Raw genomic sequence first — 20,819 nt, 5'->3', positions numbered from 1 at the left:
TTTCGCTTATGATCTTTTATAGAAAGGTGCTGCGGTTACTTTTGCCTTCAAAAACTTTTTACGCACTTCCACTTCTACTTCTGTTCCCAGTTCAGTGAAATCAGAGGCAAGGAGTGCAAAACCAATATTTTTTTTCAGCGTCGGCGATTGCGTACCTGTTGTTACTTCACCAATCTCCTGATCACCTGAATATACTTTATAACCAGTACGCGGAATCCCCTTATCAATCATTTCGAGACCAACCAGTTTTCTTTCCACACCCTGCTCTTTTTGCTTCTTCAATACATCTTTTCCAATGAAGTCTGCTTCTTTATTCAATTTTACGACGAAACTAAGTCCCGCTTCCAGCGGAGAGATGTCCGCTGTCAGTTCCTGTCCATATAATGGCAAACCTGCTTCAAAACGCAGCGTGTCACGTGCGCCAAGTCCAGCCGGAACGACTCCTTCCGCTTCACCCGCCTGTAAAATCTTCGGCCAAAGTGATTGTATCGCTTCTGGTGTTCCATAAATTTCAAAGCCATTTTCTCCTGTATAGCCAGTGCGTGAAATAAGTACATCCTCACCGCTTAGCTGAACATGCTCTTTAAATCGGAAAAACTTAATTTCATCAAGCGGTTCAGCTGTTAATTTCTGCAGTATATTCTCCGCCAGAGGACCCTGAAGTGCCAGCAGCGCATAATTTGAAGATTGATTATCGATCACGATATCCGCCGTTTTCTGTTTCTCCATCCACGCAACGTCTTTGTCAATATTGGATGCATTGACAACCAACAAATAGCGCTCATCTTCCAACTTATAAATTAAGAAGTCATCAATTGTCCCGCCCTGCTCATTACACATAACCGTATACTGAGCCTGGCCGATTTGCAGTTTCGAAACATCATTTGTCACTAGTTTCTGTAAATAGTCTAGCGCCCCGCTGCCGCTGACCAAAACTTCGCCCATATGCGATACATCGAATAATCCCGCTTTAGTCCGGACGGCTTCGTGTTCTGCCTTGATGCTGGAAAATTGAACCGGCAGTTCCCATCCGCCGAAATCGATCGTTTTCCCTCCGTACTCTTTGTAACTGTCAAATAAGGGCGTGCGCAATAGTTGATTTGTCAAATTGCTTCCTCCTTTATGGTCTGTACCGTTTAATAAGCCGGACAGTATGTATTCAATCAAAAAAGGACAGGGGTCTCCTATAAATAAGAGAACCCCTGTCCTTTTGCCTGAATGGCAGCCGATCTATCCGGCTAAGTCCAGAGATGCGTCCTGCATGCGTTTTTTTACCTGAGAGATTCATAACATATCGTTACTTGCTCCTTCGGCGGCGCCTAATGCGCGCTCTCCCCATGCAATCATTCGCATTATTAAATTAAATCTTACACTTCACTGATATCTTAACATTATTAAGAAGTAAGCGCAATCCATTTCTAATAAAGCGCATAAGACGAATGATAAACAGTACAGACCTGTAATCATTCGCCTTATCATTTGACAATTATTGATACCTTTCAATCTGGAAGATAATATACTCTGCAATTTCAGTGAGAGACTTTCCTGTTGTTTCGACAGTAAAATGACTGGCCTGCAAATACTTTGGCTTGCGTGTATTATAAAGCAATTCCAGTTCCATTCTTGAAGACTGCTGAACGATCGGGCGGTTGACATCCGTAGAAATTCTCCGCCAAATATCACGAAACGAAGCATTCAGGAAAAAAACCATGCCTGTTTCGCGCATTAAACGGATATTTTCTTCTTTCACCGCCACACCGCCGCCCGTTGCGACGATACAAAATTCTTCGGGAAAAGACGCTAAAAATTCCGTTTCCAGCTTGCGGAAGAAAAGTTCGCCGTATTGCTCAAAAATTTCTGGAATTGTCAGCTCCATCTCATCCGAAATTTCATGGTCCATATCGTAAAAGGGAATGTCTGTCAGTGAATGAAGCCGCTTGCCGATTGCACTTTTCCCGCATCCCATAAATCCTACCAAGTAAATCCTTTTCATGTTTATTCATCCCGTTTCATTAATTTGACTGCTTCCCGTTCATAATAGATCTCGAGCGAGTCATATATGCTATATAAGCTATCATGCCATGAAACAAGGGAAAAAAGAAAGAGGCTTACGAAAAATAATAGAATTATGGCGAAAACAAACATCCCTCCTTTTTCATTCTGAATATAATCCAATCGCAAACGTCCTTTCTTTTTTGATACCGTCCAGCCTTTCTACAGACACTTGCAGCCGATTCCCCTCAACGGTAAACTGACAAGAGGCAACATCTACCAATAAAGGCACATGTCCTTGCCCGCTGACAACTTTTCGTATGAGCTGATTATACAGCTGAATCGTTACCAACCCTTTTTCTGTTTTAAATGAAACGCTCGTGTTCATCGGTCCCTCAACATATTCAACTTCTTTAAGCAGTTGCTGCAGCTCCAAAGAGAATAATTCCCACTCACCCAAAAAATCGCTTTGATAACTCGATTGAATGGGCGCTTTCCAGTAAAAGAATAATACCGTCAGCTGAATCAACATGGAAAATATCAACAACTGGATCAAGCTCTCCAGTAAAGAAAAACCTTTTTCATTTTTACGTTTCATAGACCTGTACATTTACTGTGCACACCGCGCAGCTCTTCATATGTCACACAAATTTCATTGGCGAAGACTGTCCAGTGATAATCAAGGCCTTCATGTGTTCTGACCCCCGCCATCTCCCCGCCTGTACGATAGTGGATAGCCGCTTGAAAGCTTGTTTCCGCAGCTATCATCATATTCTTCTTCATCAGAACGGATGTCGTCAAACGAGTCGCCATAGGGAGCAATGAACTGAAAATCACCATAACTATAACCAACGATAGCATTGCTTCCGGCCATGATTGCCCTTTTTCATCCATTGATCAGCATCCTCCCCCTTTCAAATTGAAAAGTAATCGTTTTCGTTCCCGAGTTTTTCGTCCGAATAGTCAATTTCCCTGTAGGATACATATTACCTGAAGGCTGAAATTCTAATTCAACCAAGCCAGTATTCTGGACTTTGACCATTCCTTCAGGGAAACGGCCCGACGCAAAAACTGACAGATCGCTGCGAAGTGATTTATAGACGCTTCCCCCTTCAGAGAATCTCAGCCTTACATGCTCCTTGTGCGTTGTCGCATATAGCTGCGTTTCGTGGACTGTTGCCATAAAAGCTTTTAATGCATCTTCTTCTGTCATTTGATTGAGCCGCTTTTCGCTGAACGGCAAAATAACAGCGGTAAGTACGACTAAGATCGAGAGTACGAGCAAAAGTTCAACAAATGTAAAGCCATTCTGCCGTTTAAAGAATTTCATCTATTTTTAGGATCCGACCTTTCCATCGGCATCTATTGTTATTGCTGTGCCGTCTGGACATGTAGGAGTTTCCGGCAAATAACCTTCTGTTTCTAAACTGCTGAGGCTCGGTATAGACTTTTTATCCATCTTATAAGCTTGCACCTGGCCTTCTACCATTTTAATATAAGCAGCGCAGCCTTTTTCATCAATCGATTTGGAGTGCTTCGTCACATTCGGAATCGCGATTAAAACTAGAATAGTGATAATGAGAAGTACAATCATCATTTCGATTAACGTAAAACCTTTTTCATTGCTGTGCAATTTCTTAATCAATTCTTTTCCCCCTTTATATCGTGTCGATCATCCTGTATACCGGCAGTAAGATTGCCAGATAAGCCAGTAATATGCAGATTGCCAGCATGCCGAATAAAGCGGGCTGCAGGATTGCAAGCCATCTGTTCAATCTTTCTTCCAACAGATCGTTCGTATGTTCACTGTAGATCAGCAGTTCTTTCGGTAAATAGCCGCTGTCCGCTCCGTGTTTCGCAAAATCAGCCAAACGGGCAGATAAACCGTCCGTCAGGCGGATTGCCTCATGTAAAGGTTCTCCGTAGATGACATGCGTACTCAATTGCCTGGTGATTTCAGCAAGGATCAAATCTTCCTCTTGTTCATGTAAAACATTCAGCGCACTTTGCAATGAGAGTCCGGACTGCAATAAACTGCCAAGTTCACTTGCTAAATCTTTGGTTTTCATCTCACTGTAAAATAGTCCTGCGACTGGTACTTTCAGCAGTCTTTTTAATTTTTCTGCAGCGGTCATTTTCTTCATCCACAGATTCAGCGTAATTATGGCAACAGTGGATATGATCAGCACAATGAGCAGTAAATCCGGAATAGAAGAGACTAGTTTAGGCAAGTATTGAACAATTCCTGACTGTTCACTAGAACGCAGGATTGTCAATGCCTCGAAATTCGGCAGGAAAAACTGGCGAAATGCTACTAATAATATTAATAAGAAGGTAAACAAAACTGCCGGGTATGCCATTATTTTTTTGAGCTGCTGTTTTTTCTCGTGCGAACGGCTGACCCTTGCCGACACTTCATGTAAAGCCCGAATTAAATTACCGTCCACTTCCGCAATGACTATCGGCAGCATCATACTGTTGCTGAATCCTAAACTCTTCAATATGTAAGAGACGCCATAGCCCATTTTTAATTCGTTCTCCACTTGTATCAGCTTCTCTTCATAATCCTTCGTATGATAAGGCAAAATGAGAATCAATCCTTCATGAAATGTATATCCTTCCTGAAGCAAAATGGAAAGCCGCTGTAAAAACTCGGCAGGTTTCTCCAACTTCTGTTTCCTGGCAAATTTAATCTGCTGCATGGATTGCCTTTTCATAGAGCGCCGACTGCGTTTCAATTTTTTGCTCAACAGGCAGTGAAAAACGCTGCCCTTTGGTAATGGCTTCAGCTGCTTCCTCAATTTGAAGGTCTTGTAAAATTTCAAACACCGCCACTGTATCCCCTGTCGAATTCGTCACTAAACGCTGCGCTGAAATGGCAATGACCGTTTGCCGAAGCTCTTCCAGATGAATTCCTAAATCCAGTAGTCGATACAGGCAGCCAACGGGATCTTTCGCATGAACTGTACTCAGGACAAGATGCCCTGTCAGCGCGGCTTCTACAGCTATTTTCGCTGTTTCCGCATCGCGTATTTCGCCTATCATAATTACATCGGGCGAATGACGCAAAATAGCTTTCAATCCTGCAGAATAAGTAATTCCGGATCGTTCATTTACCTGAATCTGCAGCAGATGGCTGTGATTATTCTCAACCGGGTCTTCTAATGAGATGACATGCCTCTCCAACCGGTTCACGCAGTGAGCAGTCAGCGAATATAAAGTTGTCGTCTTGCCCGATCCTGTCGGTCCTGTCACTAAAAACAGACCTTGTTTGAATGCAGCAGCCTCAGATAACTGTCTGGTCCACTCTGGTTTCATGCATAATTCTGACAGCGGCACGATTTTGTCATGTTTTTGAATCCGGATTGCCACACTTTCGCGTAATTGAATGGAAGGTATCGTAGAGACACGGAATGAAAAATTTTGATCGGAGAAGGACCGGTGAAAAGAACCGCTTTGAGGACGCCGCTGTTCACTGATATCCAGTGAAGACAGGAATTTATAGAAGGAAATTAAACGGCTGCCTAATGTTTGAGGAAATTGGCCAATTTTTGAGAAGACGGCATGTTTACGGATCGCTACATTATAGCCATCAGACGTCGGGACAAAATGCAGGTCGGTCGCTTCAGACTGGATTGCTTTCTCCAACAGCTGAAAACAGGTTTTTTCAATCGGGTTCGCTGTGAGTTCCATAATTCTCCCCTTTCTTCGTCTGATGAAAGACCACTTTTCATCTTAAGCAGGAGTATATAACGGATTGAAATTGTTGAAAAGTTGTATTCATTTGAGACTATTCATTTTTCAATAGAATTTAGGCGCCATTAATAATTTTCAAAGCGTATTTTCGGATCAAAAATGAATTTTCATATTATTTTCGCCCCAAGTTCTGGTATACTAAGGGCAGCTGATCATTCGCAGATTTAATTGACGTTTATGATGAGCATTTTGGTAAGCCGCTTGCACAAGTACACTTTTTTGTCACAATGTGAAATTGATTGGAGTTTACTTTTAGGCCGGCGTTCTATTATAATGGATAAGAGCTTATTGTATTGTTGTGAAGGAGGGACGCGTAGATGGATAATATGTTCAAACTTTGCGGATTCTGGACAGGTATTTTTGCGGTCATGTTCTATGTTGGAAACATGATTCCTGCTTCTTTACTGTTGGTCGCAAGCACTATCTTCTTCGTACTGCTTGGATACTTGAAACTTTCAGAGCGTATGTACATGTACTTATTCGGAGCATACTTAATGATGTTCATGGTTGGTTTCAGTTACTATTCCATATTTATTCATGTACAAGGTGCAGGACACTAATCCGTACATACAAAAAACAGCCTCTTCACAGAGAGCTGTTTTTTGTTTTGTACAAATTCTTTTAGAAACCATGCAGGAATGGATTTTGATCTTGTTCAATCCCCGGTGTCGTCGCAGGCCCATGGCCCGGGTAAATCACCAGTTCTTCGTCAAGTGACAGCAGTTCGTTATGGATGGAAGCTAAAAGCGTTTCCGTATTGCCTCCTGGCAGGTCGGTACGTCCTATACTTCCTTTAAACAGCGTATCCCCTACAATCGCAAATCCCTCGTCCTCAAAGACATAGGAGATGCTTCCTGGCGAATGACCGGGTGTATAGCGAATTCCCATTATGAAAGGCCCGACCTGCAAACTTTTTTCGTTATTCAGCAATACGTCTGCAGGGCTGCATACGACATTCGGCAGCATTGGATATTTACCGGAGCCGTTTAAATCAGCGTTTCCTAGCCAGTCTTTTTCAGCGCTATGCAGATACACCGGAATATCATATGCCTGCCGGATCGCCTCAATAGCGCCGATATGATCGAAATGCGCATGTGTCAGCAGGATAGCTGCCGGCTTTAGTGAAAGCTTCTGCAGTTCAGCAAGCAGCGCGTCGCTTTCATCTCCCGGATCAAACACCAAACAATTCTTGTCTTCGTCTTCCACAACGTAACAATTCGTCTGGATTGGGCCAAGCGGATGGATATGTATTTTCAATTAACTCACCTCTTTTTCTAATATTAATGAATGCCAATACATATTTCAAACAATCGTCACTATTTAATCTCGACAAAACGTTTCATTAACAGTACAATAGAGGAGGAATATCGCTATACGGCATTCATTTTTTCAATGTTGAAAGGAGTGTCTACTCAATGAATTTATTGGTCATCATTTTTGGATTGATTGCAATCTTAGCAGTCTTTGGAACGGTCCAAGCTTTTAAAGAGCGGAATCTTTTAAGTATAGTTTTCAATGTGGTAACTGTTGTAGTTATCGGAGGATTTACGATTGCTACTGTTATATATGCAGGATACCCGCCACAGCTACACAAATAATAAGTTCCAAAAAATAAGGACACCTCTTTACTGAGGCCGTCCTTATTTTTTATTCTGTCCATTTCATTGTCTCGCCTGTATCCAGCTGTAATATGGTATCTAAACTGTACCCCACCAGGCAGGAGTTGCCGTCCGGCGAACAATCGATCATTCCGCCTTCAGCAGTGGTTTCATATCGCTTTACTTCCTGTCCCTCTTGCCTGTGAATGAAGACCGCAGATTGATCATCATCAGATATTTCTTCTCTAGTTGACATAATAATATTATCTTCATCAATAAATTCGACATCTTCAATCGTTTCTGAAGAAGTTTCCGCTTGCCAGCTATACTTCTCTTCCCCGTCGCTGTCTAACACCGCATATTCTTTGTGGTCTTCGCCTGCCGATTCTACCAGCAATTGACCAGCTGAATTGTGGAGTTCCTCCGTATCAGCAGCCAAGACTTCTTTTTCTTTCTTTTCAAACGTCTCTTTAATTAATTCACTGTCATCCAAATAGACGATCTGGTCTTTTCCAAGCCATTTAGGAAATGGATTGTCAACTTCTATCGGCTGTATCCTTCGCTCATTAATATCGTAATGCATAACCTGAAAGCTCCAGTCTTCTTGAAATGCAGAGATCAGCAGCTGGTTTGAATCAACCGCATTCCACTGAATTTCAAGTTCAGATGATTCGACAGTTACTTCATCCAGAATTTTCATGTCTTTATCGAGTATCGCTATATTTGCCTCTGTTGCATGATTTGCCGTTTTTATTAATACTTGTTCTTTCGATGGATGAATCAGTACTTCTGAAATAGCAGCCTGATCCGTAAACATCGTATGTACGTTGCCTGTGGCTATATTAAATGAACGCAGCCGGTCTAATCCTTCTTGATGATCTATATAAAGAATTTGCTCTTCATCCCACCATCCTGCCACGAATCGAATCTCTCCCTCCGCACGCGGCAGTTTTTTCGGAGCAAACACTTCTTTGACAATTCCAGGATTGTCCGTCTCTACGTGTCTTTCTGTTTCCGTTTGCTCACAGCCCACTAAGAATAGGGACAGTGAGATCATCAAAATGGTCCGCTTCAAAGCATTTCCCCTTTTCCAGATTTCTGTACAATATAAATAAAAAGAACTGCACGGCATGTCGGCCGCACAGCTCTCTCCACTTATTTGCTTTCTTTTATCTCCGGACTGCCATCTTCTCGTTCTTTGAAACGAAGCAAATCGCCATTGATGATCGTATCTGAATAATTCAATTCAGTCGTTGCGCGTTCCACATACGGTTCACACTGCGCTTCATCAGTCGGCTCTCCCGTTTCGATATCATAGCAGACTTCCTGTGCATAAATATTCTTATCTGTCACCAGTCGGCCGTCACGGAAAATGACAAATGGTTCATGGTCTGGTGAGAAGATGTCAGAACCAAATTGCATATCCGCTTTTGTGTCAATCCCCAATAAGTGAAGAATGGTCGGACGCAAGTCGATTTGTCCTGCCAGCTCATCCATTTGCTTCCCTTTGCCTGAGCCCGGGATATGGATGAACAATGGAACTTTTTGCAGTTCGGCATTATCAAACGGTGTGATTTCTTTATCCATGTACATGCCCATCGCTTTGTTATGATTTTCCGAAATACCATAATGATCACCGTACATTACGATAATAGAGTTATCATATAAATCATTTTTCTTCAAATCTTCAAAGAAGATTTTTATGGCTTCATCCATATAACGAACTGACTGGAAATATTTATTCAGCGTATTGGAATTAGAAGTATACGCAGGAATCATCATATCTTCTTCATCCAAATCAAATGGATGGTGATTAGTCAAGGTTATCATTCGAGTTCCAAACGGTTTCGGCATATCCTTCATCAGTTCTACCGACTGTTCCAAGAATGGAATATCCTTCATTCCCCAGTTAACTGCCTCGCCTTCGCCAATTGTATAGCTGTCTACGTCATAGAACTTTTGGACGTCAAGCGCTTTATACATAATATCACGGTTCCAGAAACTTTTCCTGTTGGCATGCATGACACTGGTGAAATAACCATTATCATTCAGGCTTTCGGATAATGAATTATACGAATTGCCGCTGTGTGTGAAGAAAACTGCGCTGCCGTTACGGCCATACAGTGAATTCTCTGCGATAAACTCAGAATCTGAAGTTTTGCCTAAGCCTGTCTGATGATAAAAGTTATCAAAATAGAATGTATCCTTATCATTTGTCAGTTCGTTAAGGAATGGCGTGATCTCATGACCGTCCATCTCATTATTGATGACAAAGTTCTGTAAAGATTCCAATGAAACGATAATGACGTTGCGGCCTTCAGCTGTACCGAACATTTTAGGATCCGGCTGTGCACGGTTAGCCTTTACGTAGTTCTCTATTTCAGTCAGTTCAGTCCCATCTGCAAATGTACGCTGAGCATGTGACTTGGACTGAACGAACAGATCATATAAATGATAGTTATATGCCCCGATGTTTTTCACTAATAGCTCGCGGTCAAAACTGCGTGTCAACAATTGCGGACGCTGTGCCTCTGCCATGGCCAAGTTGAACATCAGCAAGGTGGCAGCTGCTGCAAAGTAAACTTTGCGACCCATTTTTCTTCCTGTGGTCTGAAGGGGCTCCTGAGGAATAAAGCGAATTGCAAGCAGTATGATAATAACATCAGTAAAGAAAAACACATCGAGAAAATGCATGTTCTCTGTAATAGAAGAACTTAAATCTGCAAAGTTACTTGTTTGGAACAGTAACGGAAGTGTGATGAAATCCGTAAAGAAGCGATAGAATACCGCGTTGCTGAACATCACGATGGATGTAAGTATGCTGATTGTTACAATATATCGGTTACGGGTCTTCGTCTTTTTAATAAACAATGCGATCCCATATACAAACGCCAGGAATGTCAGCGGATTGATAAATAGGATAAATTGCTGCATAGCATTATCGATGTTCATATTGAAGCTGGTTAAGTAGCCGATATATGTTGTCAGCCAAGTGGCGATCAATGCGATAATGAGTACGGAATGCTTGGGCCAATCTATTTTCTTCATTCCATCTCTTCCTTTCATTTCTAGTCAAAAGTAGTAGTATGATTTATCTTTGCCTAACAGATAGACGGTTGATTGAAAGAAAAGTTTCAGAAACGAGCAGGAATGGTTCGAACATCCTATCGTTTGTCTGTTTGTATGATCTTATACGATCTCTTTTCGCAGAACCAACAAGGCTTGTAAGTACGTTTGCTGATCAATGAATTGATAATCGTACAGCTCCTTCACTTCTGATTCCATCAGAATGCTGTCCTGTTTCTTATTGCCTGTATATATAATAATTCCGAACCTTTTAAGCAGCTGGAGTACATCATAAAACTCATTCATCCATTTCACGCGCTTTCTGACAGTCTATGATACGCTCATCTGTAAATAAATATGAGACGGGAATATCATGCGGTTCCCTGTCTATATTATCCATTATTTGACGTTCAAATGCCAAAGATATTGTTTCAAACGGATAACAAAGCAGGTAGCGGTCATAATATCCTCCGCCAAAACCGATACGGTATCCTTCGAGAGAATAGACAACTCCGGGTACAATCTGCAAGTCGATCTCCTCGGGTTCAACGGATTCAGTCTGTTCAATGATAGGTTCCCTTAAATCCATGTAGACAGTTTCTGTCTGATTGAATGATTCAATCAGACGAAAATCCATTTCTCTAGAAGAAGCAGTGCATTTAGGGACAGCAATTCGTTTGCCAGCCTGCCAAGCGATTTGAATCAAACGATGCGTCGCCACTTCCGGAAACCTGGAAAGCGTGATCCCGATAGTCCGTGCATGCTTAAATTCATCCGAAGCAAGAACTCTTTCCTGTATCAGAGTTGATCGCTGTTCGTGATCAGATGGATTTAATTGATGTAATTGCTGCAAGACTTGCTTTCGAAGTTGCTGTTTATCCAATATCCTACCTCCCGTAAGAAAAAACCAAAACCGAAGCAGGTTTTGGTTTCAATGATTATTTCGTTTCACGGTGCAAAGTTTGTTTTTGTTCACGTGAGCAATATTTTTTCATTTCAATGCGTTCCGGATTGTTACGCTTGTTTTTCTTTGAAATATAATTGCGCTCTCCACATTCCGTGCAAGCGAGTGTAATATTTACGCGCATTACTGTCCCTCCCACTCATTAGCGATAGATATAATTAAAAATATGAGCATGATTTATACGACTTATAAATTATACCATAAATTTGATCATTGTACAGCAGAAAGATTCAAATATCATTCGTACAAGGCCTATGGTATTATGAAGGAAACTCTGGTTATTTTGGAGGTATTGAAATGGATATTGCCCTTATTTTGCTCATTATTGGCGTAGTGGCTCTTATTGCTTCATTTTTTGTCGGCAATAATTCACGAGCATTTGAAGATGAATTGGAGAAAGTTTCCGTCAGTCTCCACCAGGAAACGAGTAACCTAAAAAAAAGAGTGCGTGTACTCGAAGAAGAATTGATGGTTGGCACACCGGTTACTGACCGCTATACAGCTGCACCAAAAAAAGCTGTACATGCCATCATCGTCAATCAAATCACTTCCCTGCAAAGCCAGGGCTATACAATTTCCGAGATTTCTCAAAGAGCCTCATTGCCCGAAGACGAAGTAGTTGCTGTGCTGCGTTCTAAAGGAGTGCGGATATGATCAAGGATCTATTGCGCTCTGTCGGAATTGGCTGCCTGATCGCAGGCGGTACATTATACGCCATCAGCAATATGCCGCAGGCAGAGGATGAGGACAAGTCATGGAAGAAAGGACTGACAGAAACGAAAAAAGAATTGGAAGTCGTTAAGAAAGAGCTCGCTATTTCCCAAACGATTACGTTAGATGAAACACCTGGAAGTGATCCGGATGCCGAGCAGGTGCCTGACCTGGAAAACGATAAGGAAAAGCAACCGGCAGCTAAAGAAATCGAAACAACTGCAGTAACGAAGAAAGTAACAGTTAAACCCGGATCAAACTCTTCAGATTTATCAAGCACTCTGGAACGCGCGCATATTATAGAAGATGCCGCTAAATTTGATGTCTATATGAAAGACTATGGGTATGCCGGCAAGATCCAAATCGGAACATTTGAACTGAGTTCCGACATGAGTTTTAAAGAAATCGCTGAGGTATTGACAAAATAAAACCACCGCTGTGTGTCAATGACACATTAGCGGTGGTTTTCTCATTTTTCTTCTTCAGTTACTTTCTTAATTTTAATTTCAGGAGAAGAATCAATCCGTTTCGCCGCACGTTCTTTTTTTAACTTTAAATACGTGTCTAACGCTTCTTTGACAATTTCATTGGCCGCGGAACCCGGATAGGTGTTTGTGTTGGTAGAAATGTAAGGTATCATCACCGCATAGGCGACTTCTGGATTCTCATACGGCGCAAAACCTACATGAGACAGATTAATTGTCGATATGACAGGATTTGATTTATTGCCGGTGTAATAAGATGATTGTGCAGTCCCTGTCTTCCCGACAGCATCGTAATCTTTCAATACACTGGCGGCTGTTCCGTTGGAAGCATGATACGCATAATACATCCCTTTTTTCACTTGATCAATTTCTCGCTGTGTATTATTAATATGGTTCAAGACTTCTGCTGGCCTTTCTTCTACCAGTTCACCCAATACTTCGCCATCAGGAGAAGGTTCGCGGATTTCTTTCAAAATTCTTGGTGCTATTCTATTGCCGTCTGCAGCGACAGTTGACACATATTGAGCCAGCTGCAGCGGAGTATACGTATCAAATTGGCCAATTGAAAAATCCAGTAATTTTCCGGTAATTGTTTCTGTTCCGGTTACACCACTGTATTCCCCGGGCAGATCGATACCGGTTTTGGTTCCCAGGCCAAATGAAGCGAACGTCTGCCGGAATGTCTCAAACGCCGTTTTATCTATTGCCAACGCCTGGCCGGGCCGGTAATTCCCTTTACCGAGCGCCATAGCAATTCGGAACATATACACGTTAGATGAACGCCCCAGCGCGGTAATATCATTCACTGCCACTCTGCCGTTACGGTTAAACAGTGATCGTTTTACCGTACGTCCAATTCGGATCGGTTCATCGATTTTGACATCACCGACGTTTACTACTCCTTCACTGTAGCCAGTCAGCATGGTAGCGAGCTTTACTGTAGAACCGGCTTCGTAAGCAGAAGTGAAGGTGCCGAACGTATAATCTTGAATAGCTAATTTTCCAGTCTCTTCATCCCGCCCTACTTTTTTACCGACTAATGACAAAATTTCGCCGTTATTCGGATCCAGCATAACCAGGAACGCTGACTCGAGAGCACCTGCACTGGCACCTCGTTTCAGTTTCAGTAATTTATTCGACACAATTTCTTCCAAAGCCTCCTGAAGTTCACTGTCTGTCGTCAGCACGAGGTCTTTTCCGGGTTCGCCCTCTTTCACAGTCTTCGTTTCAATGACTTTACCAGTCCGGTCTTTAATATTTTTCACAATAGTCTTTTGACCTTTCAGCAAGTCTTCATAATAAGCTTCGAGATAACTTCTGCCGACCCGGTCGTTGCGGGAATAATCCCTTGCTAAAAAATAATCCAGATGTGAACGCGGAATTCCTTCGATCGGACTTGTCGTTGAACCAAGGATTGCGCTGTCAGATTTCTTGATGCGGTCCCAGTCAGTCGTCGTATTGACTCCCGGCAGTTCATTCAAGCGTTCCGAGACAACTGCAAATTCTTTGTCTGTTACGTCATCACTTTTAATGATCTGGGGGGAATAAGCGTACCCCGCCATCATCTCTCTATAAATCGCCAGAACTTTCAATTGCTGTTCACTTAAAGAGTCTATTTCTTCTTCCGTGATGCGGTCTCTGGTCATTTGGTTAATCTGTCGCTGTTTTTCCTTTTTGGACGTTTTCTCGTTTTTGTTAACATTTTGCATTTCTTTTTTGGTTACTTTTTTGGCTGCCTCTTCAGGATTCAATAAAATCCAAAAGTCCCGCTTGTCCCCCAGCGTCACACGCTTGGTATCCCGGTCAATTAATGTAGACAGCTTTTTTGCCAGTTTCAACATCTCCTCAGAGGAGGTGGACGAAGTTTTTGTATAGGTTATGGCATTTTTGGGTTCATTGTCAACCAGCACTTGACCATTTCGGTCATATATTCTTCCGCGGGGGGTGCTCGTATTGACAGCAATTTCTTCTGTACGTTCGAGCTCCCTGGTGAAATCTTCGCCTTTGACAATCTGCAGATAGCCTAAGCGGAATATCAGCAATGAAAAAAGTACGAAAATCGCTACAAAGAGAAAATTCATTCGAAAAGCAATATGTTTTCGCTGACGTGCCTTTGCCTGATCTGCTTTTCTGGTAGTCTTTTTCAACGGGAGTCTCCTTTCTATCAAATTCTATGTATGAGATATTATAGCATGATGCCATAAAAGAACACACATCTTGACGAATCAGATGTGTGTCGGGTTTCACTTATTTATTGTCTTGGTAACGCTTTTCAACTTCATCCCAGTTTACTACATTCCAGAATGCTGAAATGTAATCAGGACGGCGGTTTTGATAGTTTAGGTAGTATGCGTGCTCCCAAACGTCCAATCCCAGTAAAGGAGTCTTGCCTTCCATTAAAGGAGAGTCCTGGTTAGGTGTTGAAGTTACTTCCAACTCGCCGTTATTCAGTACGAGCCAAGCCCATCCTGAACCGAAACGTGTTGTTGCCGCTTTTGCGAACTCTTCTTTAAGTGCATCAAAGCTGCCGAACTTTTTGTCGATTGCTTCAGCAACCTGACCTTTTGGATTTCCTCCTCCATTTGGAGACAGGATCTGCCAGAAGAATGAGTGGTTTGAATGACCGCCGCCATTGTTGCGGACTGCTGTACGCTTGTCCTCGGGAACTTTATCCAAATTTGCCACCAATTCGTCAACCGGCATGTTCAGAAGTTCATCATGACCTTCCAACGCATTGTTCACGTTTGTAATATACGTGTTGTGGTGTTTCGTGTGATGGATGTTCATCGTTTCTTTGTCGATGTGTGGCTCCAACGCATCATAAGCGTATGGTAGTTCTGGTAATGTATAAGCCATTTTCCATTCCTCCTCTAAATTATCTCTGTTTTGCCCTACCTCTTCACATTATCAAAATATGAGTCAGCATTCAAAGAAAATGGACTGTCAACGGAGAAAAAATAGAAAAATAGCAATCATGATGCCCATAATGACCCCTTTAACGACAACTGATGTCAAGAAACCGACAACCGAGCCGATCCCAGTCTTAAACGCCTGCTTGATTCCTGAACGGGTGATCAGCAACTCTGCGATGATGGCTCCTATAAAAGGACCTGCCAGAATTCCAGCGACAGGGATGACAAATGGTCCAATCAGCAAACCAACAGTACTGCCCCACATGCCTGCTTTGCTGCCGCCGAAACGTTTGACGCCGACCAGATTGGCGATCGTATCCGCTCCGAACAGCAGCACGACAAATAACACTTCAATTATCCAGAACAGCCACGTCAGCTCATCAAATGAAATGATAAAACCGTACGCCAGAAAACCCGCAAGTATAAACACAACAGAAGGAATGATGGGATAAACAAGCCCTGCAAATGCAATGCAAAACAAAAGTACCGTAACAATCCAGCCGATCCAGATCATGCGCCCACTCCTCTTTTATAAAATTTTCATCAGATTACTCATTCTACATCATACTCCGGTAAAAAAGAAAATCAGGCATTGCGGCGTAATTGCGGCAATGCCTGATTCATCTGTATTCATATTCAGCACCTATTCACACATGTTTACCTAAAATAGCTTCCGCAATGTTTACCGCATGATCGCCGATCCGTTCCAAGTTTGAAACGATATCTACGAAGACCATGCCTGCCTGCGCACTGCAGCTTCCTTCATTCAGGCGGACGATATGATTTTTACGGAAACGACGTTCCATATTATCAATCAAATCTTCTTTTTCAGAAACCAGGCGCGCTAATCCAATATCCGTTTTATCAAGCGACTCCACTGCTTTTTGAACAGTTTCAATTGTCAATGTAAACATTTCTGTCAAATCGTCCAGTGCGTCGCCTGTCAATTTCAATTTATTCGTTTCACGCAAGTCGATAAGCTCGACAATATTTTCGAAATGATCACCAATTCGTTCGATATCACGCACACTGTCCATCAGCATAACGTGGCGTGCTGATTCAGCAGGTGCTACGGTAACCGCTGAAATTTCAACGAGATAATCCGTAATTTTGCGGTCGAGGTTATTGATGGCATCTTCTATTTGATAGGCTGTTTCCGCGTGCTTTTTCTGACCGGTCTTCAAGTATTCAAACGATTCCTGCAGACCCCGCACACTGAAATCACCCATACGGATAATTTCTTCCTTAGCCTGTCCAATCGCTACCGCCGGAGACTGTGCAATGAAATGCCGATCCAGATGCTTAGGCTTATATTCAATCGTCACGTCTTCCCCCGGGATCATCTTGGTTACAAGATACGCCCAGGCACCGATGAACGGAAATTGCAGAATGGTATTCGCCACGTTGAACGAACCGTGGGCAAACGCAATCTGCATCTTATTTTCTAAATGAAGCAGGCCTGAAATCCATTCCACGTAAGCCGTGAAAGGTATCAACAGGAGCATGAAGATAACCGTACCGACAATGTTGAAAAGAACATGGACCGCTGCGGCACGTCTGGCGGCAACGGAAGCACCGATCGCAGCGAGAACCGCCGTAATGGTCGTACCGATATTATCACCAAAAAGTATAGGCAGAGCCGCTTTCATCGTAACAAGATCTTCTGCGTAGAGTCCTTGCAAGATCCCGACTGTCGCACTGGAACTTTGGACAACGAGTGTAAAAATGGTACCGGCCACGACACCCAGCAGGGAATGATCACTCATCGCCAGCGTAAAGTCAGCGAATGCCTCCAGAGAACGCAAAGGCTTCATCCCGTTACTCATCAGCTCTAGGCCTAAAAACAATCCGCCGAAGCCGAATATGACTTCTCCCAAGTTTTTGATTTTAGCCTTTCGGATGAAGAAGATCAGAAACGCACCGACAGCCATGATCGGCAATGCATACGCACCGACATCCAATCCGATGATGAAGGCAGTTACGGTTGTACCAATATTGGCACCCATGATAACGCCGATTGCCTGACGCAGTGTCATGAAGCCTGCGCTGACCAGTCCGACGGTGATAACGGTCGTTCCCGAACTGGATTGAATGAGTACCGTAACAATAATACCGACAAGAACGCCCATAAATGGATTCGTAGTAAAACGGTCCAAGATTGCACGAAGTTTGTCCCCCGCAGCTTTTTGCAATCCATCCCCCATGTACTTAATTGCGAAAAGGAAAATACCTAATCCCCCAAGAAACTGGAACACCACTTCTTGCCAGTTAACTTCCATTTAATTGTCAACCTCCATCAAACGATTATGTATGGTTTTACCTCTTCCCACTCGTTTAGCAAGTGAGAAGTTTCACCCTATTATGTTAGGAGCAACAGCAAATTGTAAAGCACTGAACACTAATCTTTACAACACCTTAACAAAGCAGCAATGATTTGTCATAAGAATGTCGAAATTACACGTTACATGAAGGTTTTAAATAAATGATAGACTATACTGTAGAAAGGGAGGCCGTCTCATTGAATCTGAAATTTCGTCAGCTGTTTACCGCTTCATTGTATGAACCTAAGAAACTGGCTGCATTTCGATTGCTGCCGATCGGTAAAGTGATTCAGTACCTATTCATTTTTGTCTTTCTATATACTGTCATCGCATTTTTGCAGTTTTTAATCGGCGACCATACACTTTTTCAATCGACGCCTGAAGTCGCCAATATCGGCAATGCGATCGGTTTCTTACTTTACCCGGTTGCCTTTATATTGCAGCTCGTCATTATCACATCGTATTTATTTATTCGCATCAGCATTTTTGGTATTATAGGAGTATTGCTGCTGAGGCTGCTGAGCCGCAGAGGTGAGTTTCGTTTTATGTGGCGGACTGCGGCGATTTCTGCCACTCTCCCTATTTTGCTGACGATGGTATTTGAATTCATGCCAGGCATGCAAAATTACAGCTTGTGGATCTCGTCGCTAGTCCATCTGCTCTATGTGTGGCGGGCAGCAGTGTATTATCCTAAGAAACCGCGATGAATATTCCCCTTCCTGTCTGCATAGTGTGTGACAGGAGGGATTGCCATGAGAATATTTATACTTGCACTCGCTGTTTTTTGTATCGTTCATTTCGTTCGCGTGGATTTGACAGATGGGACAATCCCTCTTGCAGCCTTTTTCGACGATGAAACGTCCTGTATTGAGGAAGCGGTCAATCCTTCCATTGTCATTCGGACGGTTGAAGATGATACAATAGAGTCGTTATTTGCATTATACCCAGATCCAACTCATAATTTTCTGGAAAGGCTCGAGTTGTTTTATGACTTGAATCCTCATCTGGAACGCCAGAAGCTTCTGGCGGGCGAACAAATCCAGTTGCCTCTCGGAGCAGAAACAGATTCAGCTTGCCAGGAACAGAGCACAAAGTAATTTTCCATTCAATATGGTGGATGAATTTAGTTATTTATTTATTTGAAGGAGAGAATCGCAATGACAGAAATGATTCATCGTTCCAACACCCGTCCTGTAAAAGTCGGTAACCTGACAATCGGGGGAAGCAATGAACTGTTTATTCAAAGTATGACGACTACGAAAACGCATGATGTGGAGGCTACTGTTGCCGAAATCCTTCGTTTAGAAGAAGCAGGATGTCAAATTGTACGTGTAGCCTGCCCGGATGAGCGTGCTGCTTATTCAATCGGCGAAATTAAAAAGCGCATCAATATTCCGTTAGTAGTAGATATTCATTTTGACTATAAATTAGCTTTAATTGCAATTGAGCAAGGTGCAGATAAAATCAGAATCAACCCGGGCAACATTGGACGCCAGTCAAAAGTAGAAGCGGTCGTTAATGCTGCAAAGGCAAAAGGCATTCCGATCCGTATCGGTGTGAACGCCGGTTCACTCGAGAAGAAAATTCTTGAAAAGTACGGCTATCCGACTGCTGAGGGTATGGTAGAAAGTGCCCTGCATCATATTAAGATTTTAGAAGACTTGGATTTCCACGATATTATCGTTTCATTGAAAGCTTCAGATGTAAACTTAGCGATTGAGGCTTATAAATTAGCTGCGGCAGCATTTGACTATCCGTTGCACTTGGGCATCACAGAATCCGGTACGCTGTTCGCGGGTTCTATTAAAAGTTCAGCGGGACTTGGCACATTGCTGTCAGCAGGCATCGGAAACACGATGCGCGTGTCGCTGAGTGCTGACCCTGTGCAGGAAATCAAAGTGGCAAGAGAGCTTCTGAAAGTATTTGGATTGTCTTCGAATGCTGCAACACTGATTTCCTGCCCGACTTGCGGCCGTATCGAAATCGACTTGATTTCCATTGCCAATGAAGTGGAAGAATATATTTCTCATATTAAAGCACCTTTAAAAGTAGCAGTGCTCGGCTGTGCAGTAAACGGACCGGGTGAAGCAAGAGAAGCGGATATCGGAATTGCGGGAGCCCGCGGTGAAGGGCTGCTGTTCATGCACGGTAAAACTGTCCGTAAAGTACCTGAAGAAACAATGGTGGAAGAACTGAAGAAAGAAATCGATAAACTGGCAGAGGAATACTTCGAAAAGAAAAGACAGGAAGAGGCATTGGTTCAGGGCGGCGTTTCTGAATGAAAACCCGTTTTGGAATCGATATTGACGGAACCGTAACATGCCCTACTTCCCTGCTGCCTCATATCAATAAGCGCTTTGGTTCGAATTTGACACTTGAAGATATTAAAGAGTATGATCTGACGAAAGCTTTTGATGTGGATCCTGTCCAATTCGGCGAGTGGTATAAAGGGGCAGAGGAATTGATTTATCAAACATCCCCTGCCCAGCAGTTTGCAAAAGAAGTGCTGTCAGACTGGCAAAAACAGTATGAGCTGTACTACATCTCAGCTCGCGGTCAAAATGTACTGGAATGCACGACCAATTGGTTTCAGGAACAACAGATACCGTTTGATCATGTAGAGTTGATCGGCACGCATCATAAGATCGAAACAGCAAAACGCTTGTCTGTAAATGCTTTTTTCGAAGATAAACATGACAATGCAGTGGAAATCCATGAAGAACTTGATATCCCCGTATTCTTGTTTGACACGCCGTATAACCGCAAACCGATTCCAAATGGTGTTATTCGGGTGAAAGACTGGCAAGAAGCAAATCAGCAGGTACAGCGATTGTTTGCTTAAATTGAAATTCCGATAATGAATCTGAAAAACGCTTAGAATATCTAAGCGTTTTTTGTGTATTTCATCTCAATTAACAGCCTCTCTATAAAAAGCATGAGCCACATATTATGAGAGAGCAGCGCAAGTACGATGATTCCAATCAGTGGAGGAGTGAGGAGACAGGGAGATCGCC

At 42.8% G+C, this 20,819-nt stretch carries 26 protein-coding genes and 1 riboswitch; of the genes, 8 read left to right on the top strand and 18 right to left on the bottom strand.

What is annotated here, in order from left to right; all coding sequences use genetic code 11:
• Positions 1-6 precede the first annotated feature (6 nt).
• From gcvT to comGA, 8 genes are all read right to left on the bottom strand, one after another.
• Positions 7-1,107: a glycine cleavage system aminomethyltransferase GcvT gene (gcvT, locus tag GDZ68_RS11005; protein WP_153722348.1), complete on the bottom strand. Its 1,101-nt coding sequence runs from the start codon at positions 1,105-1,107 to the stop codon at positions 7-9.
• Positions 1,108-1,253: 146 nt separating this feature from the next.
• Positions 1,254-1,347, bottom strand: a riboswitch (glycine riboswitch).
• A gap of 139 nt (positions 1,348-1,486) precedes the next feature.
• Entirely contained in the window at positions 1,487-1,993 is a 507-nt protein-coding gene (locus GDZ68_RS11000; protein ID WP_153722347.1) for a shikimate kinase, read from the bottom strand.
• Between the two features lie 162 nt (positions 1,994-2,155).
• Positions 2,156-2,602: a competence type IV pilus minor pilin ComGF gene (gene comGF / locus GDZ68_RS10995; protein WP_153722346.1), complete on the bottom strand. Its 447-nt coding sequence runs from the start codon at positions 2,600-2,602 to the stop codon at positions 2,156-2,158.
• A complete protein-coding gene (locus tag GDZ68_RS10990) occupies positions 2,587-2,886 on the bottom strand; it encodes a hypothetical protein (RefSeq protein ID WP_153722345.1) in 300 nt (99 codons plus the stop codon). Before GDZ68_RS10990 ends, comGF begins: the two co-directional genes overlap by 16 nt.
• On the bottom strand, positions 2,879-3,322 hold the full coding sequence (locus tag GDZ68_RS10985; protein ID WP_153722344.1) for a prepilin-type N-terminal cleavage/methylation domain-containing protein: 444 nt from the start codon (positions 3,320-3,322) through the stop codon (positions 2,879-2,881). Before GDZ68_RS10985 ends, GDZ68_RS10990 begins: the two co-directional genes overlap by 8 nt.
• Before the next feature lie 6 nt (positions 3,323-3,328).
• Positions 3,329-3,589 (bottom strand): competence type IV pilus major pilin ComGC, encoded by a 261-nt coding sequence (gene comGC / locus GDZ68_RS10980; RefSeq protein ID WP_408020121.1) that lies wholly within the window; start codon positions 3,587-3,589, stop codon positions 3,329-3,331.
• A gap of 61 nt (positions 3,590-3,650) precedes the next feature.
• On the bottom strand, positions 3,651-4,694 hold the full coding sequence (gene comGB / locus GDZ68_RS10975; RefSeq protein WP_194841134.1) for a competence type IV pilus assembly protein ComGB: 1,044 nt from the start codon (positions 4,692-4,694) through the stop codon (positions 3,651-3,653).
• On the bottom strand, positions 4,681-5,685 hold the full coding sequence (gene comGA, locus GDZ68_RS10970; protein ID WP_153722341.1) for a competence type IV pilus ATPase ComGA: 1,005 nt from the start codon (positions 5,683-5,685) through the stop codon (positions 4,681-4,683). The genes comGB and comGA overlap by 14 nt, the downstream gene beginning before the upstream one ends.
• Positions 5,686-6,065: 380 nt before the next feature.
• Here comGA and GDZ68_RS10965 point away from each other — a divergent pair, with 380 nt between their 5' ends.
• Complete coding sequence (locus GDZ68_RS10965; protein WP_153722340.1) at positions 6,066-6,308, top strand: DUF2626 domain-containing protein; 243 nt, start codon at positions 6,066-6,068, stop codon at positions 6,306-6,308.
• A gap of 61 nt (positions 6,309-6,369) precedes the next feature.
• Here GDZ68_RS10965 and GDZ68_RS10960 read toward each other — a convergent pair whose 3' ends face one another.
• A complete protein-coding gene (locus GDZ68_RS10960; protein ID WP_153722339.1) occupies positions 6,370-7,005 on the bottom strand; it encodes an MBL fold metallo-hydrolase in 636 nt (211 codons plus the stop codon).
• A 158-nt stretch (positions 7,006-7,163) separates the two neighbouring features.
• Here GDZ68_RS10960 and GDZ68_RS10955 point away from each other — a divergent pair, with 158 nt between their 5' ends.
• Positions 7,164-7,346 carry a DUF2759 family protein gene (locus GDZ68_RS10955; protein WP_114923628.1) on the top strand — a complete coding sequence of 61 codons (183 nt, stop codon included), beginning with the start codon at positions 7,164-7,166 and terminating at the stop codon, positions 7,344-7,346.
• A gap of 49 nt (positions 7,347-7,395) precedes the next feature.
• Here GDZ68_RS10955 and GDZ68_RS10950 read toward each other — a convergent pair whose 3' ends face one another.
• From GDZ68_RS10950 to rpmG, 5 genes are all read right to left on the bottom strand, one after another.
• A complete protein-coding gene (locus GDZ68_RS10950) occupies positions 7,396-8,421 on the bottom strand; it encodes a YqgU-like beta propeller domain-containing protein (RefSeq protein WP_153722338.1) in 1,026 nt (341 codons plus the stop codon).
• A gap of 80 nt (positions 8,422-8,501) precedes the next feature.
• Positions 8,502-10,394 (bottom strand): LTA synthase family protein, encoded by a 1,893-nt coding sequence (locus GDZ68_RS10945; protein WP_153722337.1) that lies wholly within the window; start codon positions 10,392-10,394, stop codon positions 8,502-8,504.
• A 141-nt stretch (positions 10,395-10,535) separates the two neighbouring features.
• Entirely contained in the window at positions 10,536-10,718 is a 183-nt protein-coding gene (locus GDZ68_RS10940) for a YqgQ family protein (protein ID WP_153722336.1), read from the bottom strand.
• Positions 10,711-11,295: a 5-formyltetrahydrofolate cyclo-ligase gene (locus GDZ68_RS10935; RefSeq protein WP_153722335.1), complete on the bottom strand. Its 585-nt coding sequence runs from the start codon at positions 11,293-11,295 to the stop codon at positions 10,711-10,713. Before GDZ68_RS10935 ends, GDZ68_RS10940 begins: the two co-directional genes overlap by 8 nt.
• A 55-nt stretch (positions 11,296-11,350) precedes the next feature.
• Complete coding sequence (gene rpmG, locus GDZ68_RS10930; protein WP_153722334.1) at positions 11,351-11,500, bottom strand: 50S ribosomal protein L33; 150 nt, start codon at positions 11,498-11,500, stop codon at positions 11,351-11,353.
• A gap of 173 nt (positions 11,501-11,673) precedes the next feature.
• On the opposite strand from rpmG, the gene GDZ68_RS10925 reads away from it, so the two are divergent.
• Positions 11,674-12,030, top strand: coding sequence for a hypothetical protein (locus GDZ68_RS10925; RefSeq protein WP_153722333.1), 357 nt, complete (start codon positions 11,674-11,676; stop codon positions 12,028-12,030).
• Positions 12,027-12,515 (top strand): hypothetical protein, encoded by a 489-nt coding sequence (locus GDZ68_RS10920; RefSeq protein WP_228551081.1) that lies wholly within the window; start codon positions 12,027-12,029, stop codon positions 12,513-12,515. The genes GDZ68_RS10925 and GDZ68_RS10920 overlap by 4 nt, the downstream gene beginning before the upstream one ends.
• A gap of 41 nt (positions 12,516-12,556) precedes the next feature.
• Here the strand turns inward: GDZ68_RS10920 and GDZ68_RS10915 are convergent, their stop codons facing one another.
• The 4 genes from GDZ68_RS10915 to GDZ68_RS10900 all read right to left on the bottom strand — a co-directional run bounded on the left by GDZ68_RS10915 (position 12,557) and on the right by GDZ68_RS10900 (position 17,763).
• Positions 12,557-14,719 (bottom strand): peptidoglycan D,D-transpeptidase FtsI family protein, encoded by a 2,163-nt coding sequence (locus GDZ68_RS10915; protein WP_153722332.1) that lies wholly within the window; start codon positions 14,717-14,719, stop codon positions 12,557-12,559.
• A 100-nt stretch (positions 14,720-14,819) separates the two neighbouring features.
• Positions 14,820-15,428, bottom strand: coding sequence for a superoxide dismutase (locus tag GDZ68_RS10910; protein ID WP_153722331.1), 609 nt, complete (start codon positions 15,426-15,428; stop codon positions 14,820-14,822).
• Between the two features lie 87 nt (positions 15,429-15,515).
• Positions 15,516-15,998, bottom strand: coding sequence for a DUF456 domain-containing protein (locus GDZ68_RS10905; RefSeq protein ID WP_153722330.1), 483 nt, complete (start codon positions 15,996-15,998; stop codon positions 15,516-15,518).
• Positions 15,999-16,131: 133 nt separating this feature from the next.
• Positions 16,132-17,763, bottom strand: a complete 1,632-nt coding sequence (locus tag GDZ68_RS10900) for a Na/Pi cotransporter family protein (protein WP_153722329.1) — start codon at positions 17,761-17,763, stop codon at positions 16,132-16,134.
• Positions 17,764-18,002: 239 nt separating this feature from the next.
• On the opposite strand from GDZ68_RS10900, the gene GDZ68_RS10895 reads away from it, so the two are divergent.
• Genes GDZ68_RS10895 through GDZ68_RS10880 form a run of 4 tightly spaced genes read left to right on the top strand, consistent with a single transcriptional unit; the run spans position 18,003 to position 20,647 of the window.
• Positions 18,003-18,512 carry a DUF1189 family protein gene (locus GDZ68_RS10895; protein ID WP_194841133.1) on the top strand — a complete coding sequence of 170 codons (510 nt, stop codon included), beginning with the start codon at positions 18,003-18,005 and terminating at the stop codon, positions 18,510-18,512.
• A 45-nt stretch (positions 18,513-18,557) separates the two neighbouring features.
• Positions 18,558-18,902: a hypothetical protein gene (locus tag GDZ68_RS10890; RefSeq protein ID WP_153722327.1), complete on the top strand. Its 345-nt coding sequence runs from the start codon at positions 18,558-18,560 to the stop codon at positions 18,900-18,902.
• A 60-nt stretch (positions 18,903-18,962) separates the two neighbouring features.
• Positions 18,963-20,087 carry a flavodoxin-dependent (E)-4-hydroxy-3-methylbut-2-enyl-diphosphate synthase gene (gene ispG, locus GDZ68_RS10885; RefSeq protein WP_255425145.1) on the top strand — a complete coding sequence of 375 codons (1,125 nt, stop codon included), beginning with the start codon at positions 18,963-18,965 and terminating at the stop codon, positions 20,085-20,087.
• A complete protein-coding gene (locus GDZ68_RS10880; RefSeq protein ID WP_153722326.1) occupies positions 20,084-20,647 on the top strand; it encodes a 5' nucleotidase, NT5C type in 564 nt (187 codons plus the stop codon). Before ispG ends, GDZ68_RS10880 begins: the two co-directional genes overlap by 4 nt.
• The last annotated feature ends 172 nt before the right edge of the window (positions 20,648-20,819 follow it).

It is taken from the genome of Sporosarcina cascadiensis, from assembly GCF_009650995.1.
Lineage (GTDB): Bacteria > Bacillota > Bacilli > Bacillales_A > Planococcaceae > Sporosarcina > Sporosarcina cascadiensis.
Note: the sequence above shows the minus strand (reverse complement) of the source record. Positions and strands in the feature narration are given on the sequence as shown.

Coding starts and splice junctions, on each gene's coding strand:
- GDZ68_RS11000 (WP_153722347.1), bottom strand. CDS start 1,993: ATGAAAAGGATTTACTTGGTAGGATTTATGGGATGCGGGAAAAGTGCA.
- comGF (WP_153722346.1), bottom strand. CDS start 2,602: ATGTACAGGTCTATGAAACGTAAAAATGAAAAAGGTTTTTCTTTACTG.
- GDZ68_RS10990 (WP_153722345.1), bottom strand. CDS start 2,886: ATGGATGAAAAAGGGCAATCATGGCCGGAAGCAATGCTATCGTTGGTT.
- GDZ68_RS10985 (WP_153722344.1), bottom strand. CDS start 3,322: ATGAAATTCTTTAAACGGCAGAATGGCTTTACATTTGTTGAACTTTTG.
- comGC (WP_408020121.1), bottom strand. CDS start 3,589: ATGATGATTGTACTTCTCATTATCACTATTCTAGTTTTAATCGCGATT.
- comGB (WP_194841134.1), bottom strand. CDS start 4,694: ATGCAGCAGATTAAATTTGCCAGGAAACAGAAGTTGGAGAAACCTGCC.
- comGA (WP_153722341.1), bottom strand. CDS start 5,685: ATGGAACTCACAGCGAACCCGATTGAAAAAACCTGTTTTCAGCTGTTG.
- GDZ68_RS10965 (WP_153722340.1), top strand. CDS start 6,066: ATGGATAATATGTTCAAACTTTGCGGATTCTGGACAGGTATTTTTGCG.
- GDZ68_RS10955 (WP_114923628.1), top strand. CDS start 7,164: ATGAATTTATTGGTCATCATTTTTGGATTGATTGCAATCTTAGCAGTC.
- GDZ68_RS10945 (WP_153722337.1), bottom strand. CDS start 10,394: ATGAAGAAAATAGATTGGCCCAAGCATTCCGTACTCATTATCGCATTG.
- GDZ68_RS10940 (WP_153722336.1), bottom strand. CDS start 10,718: ATGAATGAGTTTTATGATGTACTCCAGCTGCTTAAAAGGTTCGGAATT.
- rpmG (WP_153722334.1), bottom strand. CDS start 11,500: ATGCGCGTAAATATTACACTCGCTTGCACGGAATGTGGAGAGCGCAAT.
- GDZ68_RS10925 (WP_153722333.1), top strand. CDS start 11,674: ATGGATATTGCCCTTATTTTGCTCATTATTGGCGTAGTGGCTCTTATT.
- GDZ68_RS10920 (WP_228551081.1), top strand. CDS start 12,027: ATGATCAAGGATCTATTGCGCTCTGTCGGAATTGGCTGCCTGATCGCA.
- GDZ68_RS10910 (WP_153722331.1), bottom strand. CDS start 15,428: ATGGCTTATACATTACCAGAACTACCATACGCTTATGATGCGTTGGAG.
- GDZ68_RS10905 (WP_153722330.1), bottom strand. CDS start 15,998: ATGATCTGGATCGGCTGGATTGTTACGGTACTTTTGTTTTGCATTGCA.
- GDZ68_RS10900 (WP_153722329.1), bottom strand. CDS start 17,763: ATGGAAGTTAACTGGCAAGAAGTGGTGTTCCAGTTTCTTGGGGGATTA.
- GDZ68_RS10890 (WP_153722327.1), top strand. CDS start 18,558: ATGAGAATATTTATACTTGCACTCGCTGTTTTTTGTATCGTTCATTTC.
- ispG (WP_255425145.1), top strand. CDS start 18,963: ATGACAGAAATGATTCATCGTTCCAACACCCGTCCTGTAAAAGTCGGT.
- GDZ68_RS10880 (WP_153722326.1), top strand. CDS start 20,084: ATGAAAACCCGTTTTGGAATCGATATTGACGGAACCGTAACATGCCCT.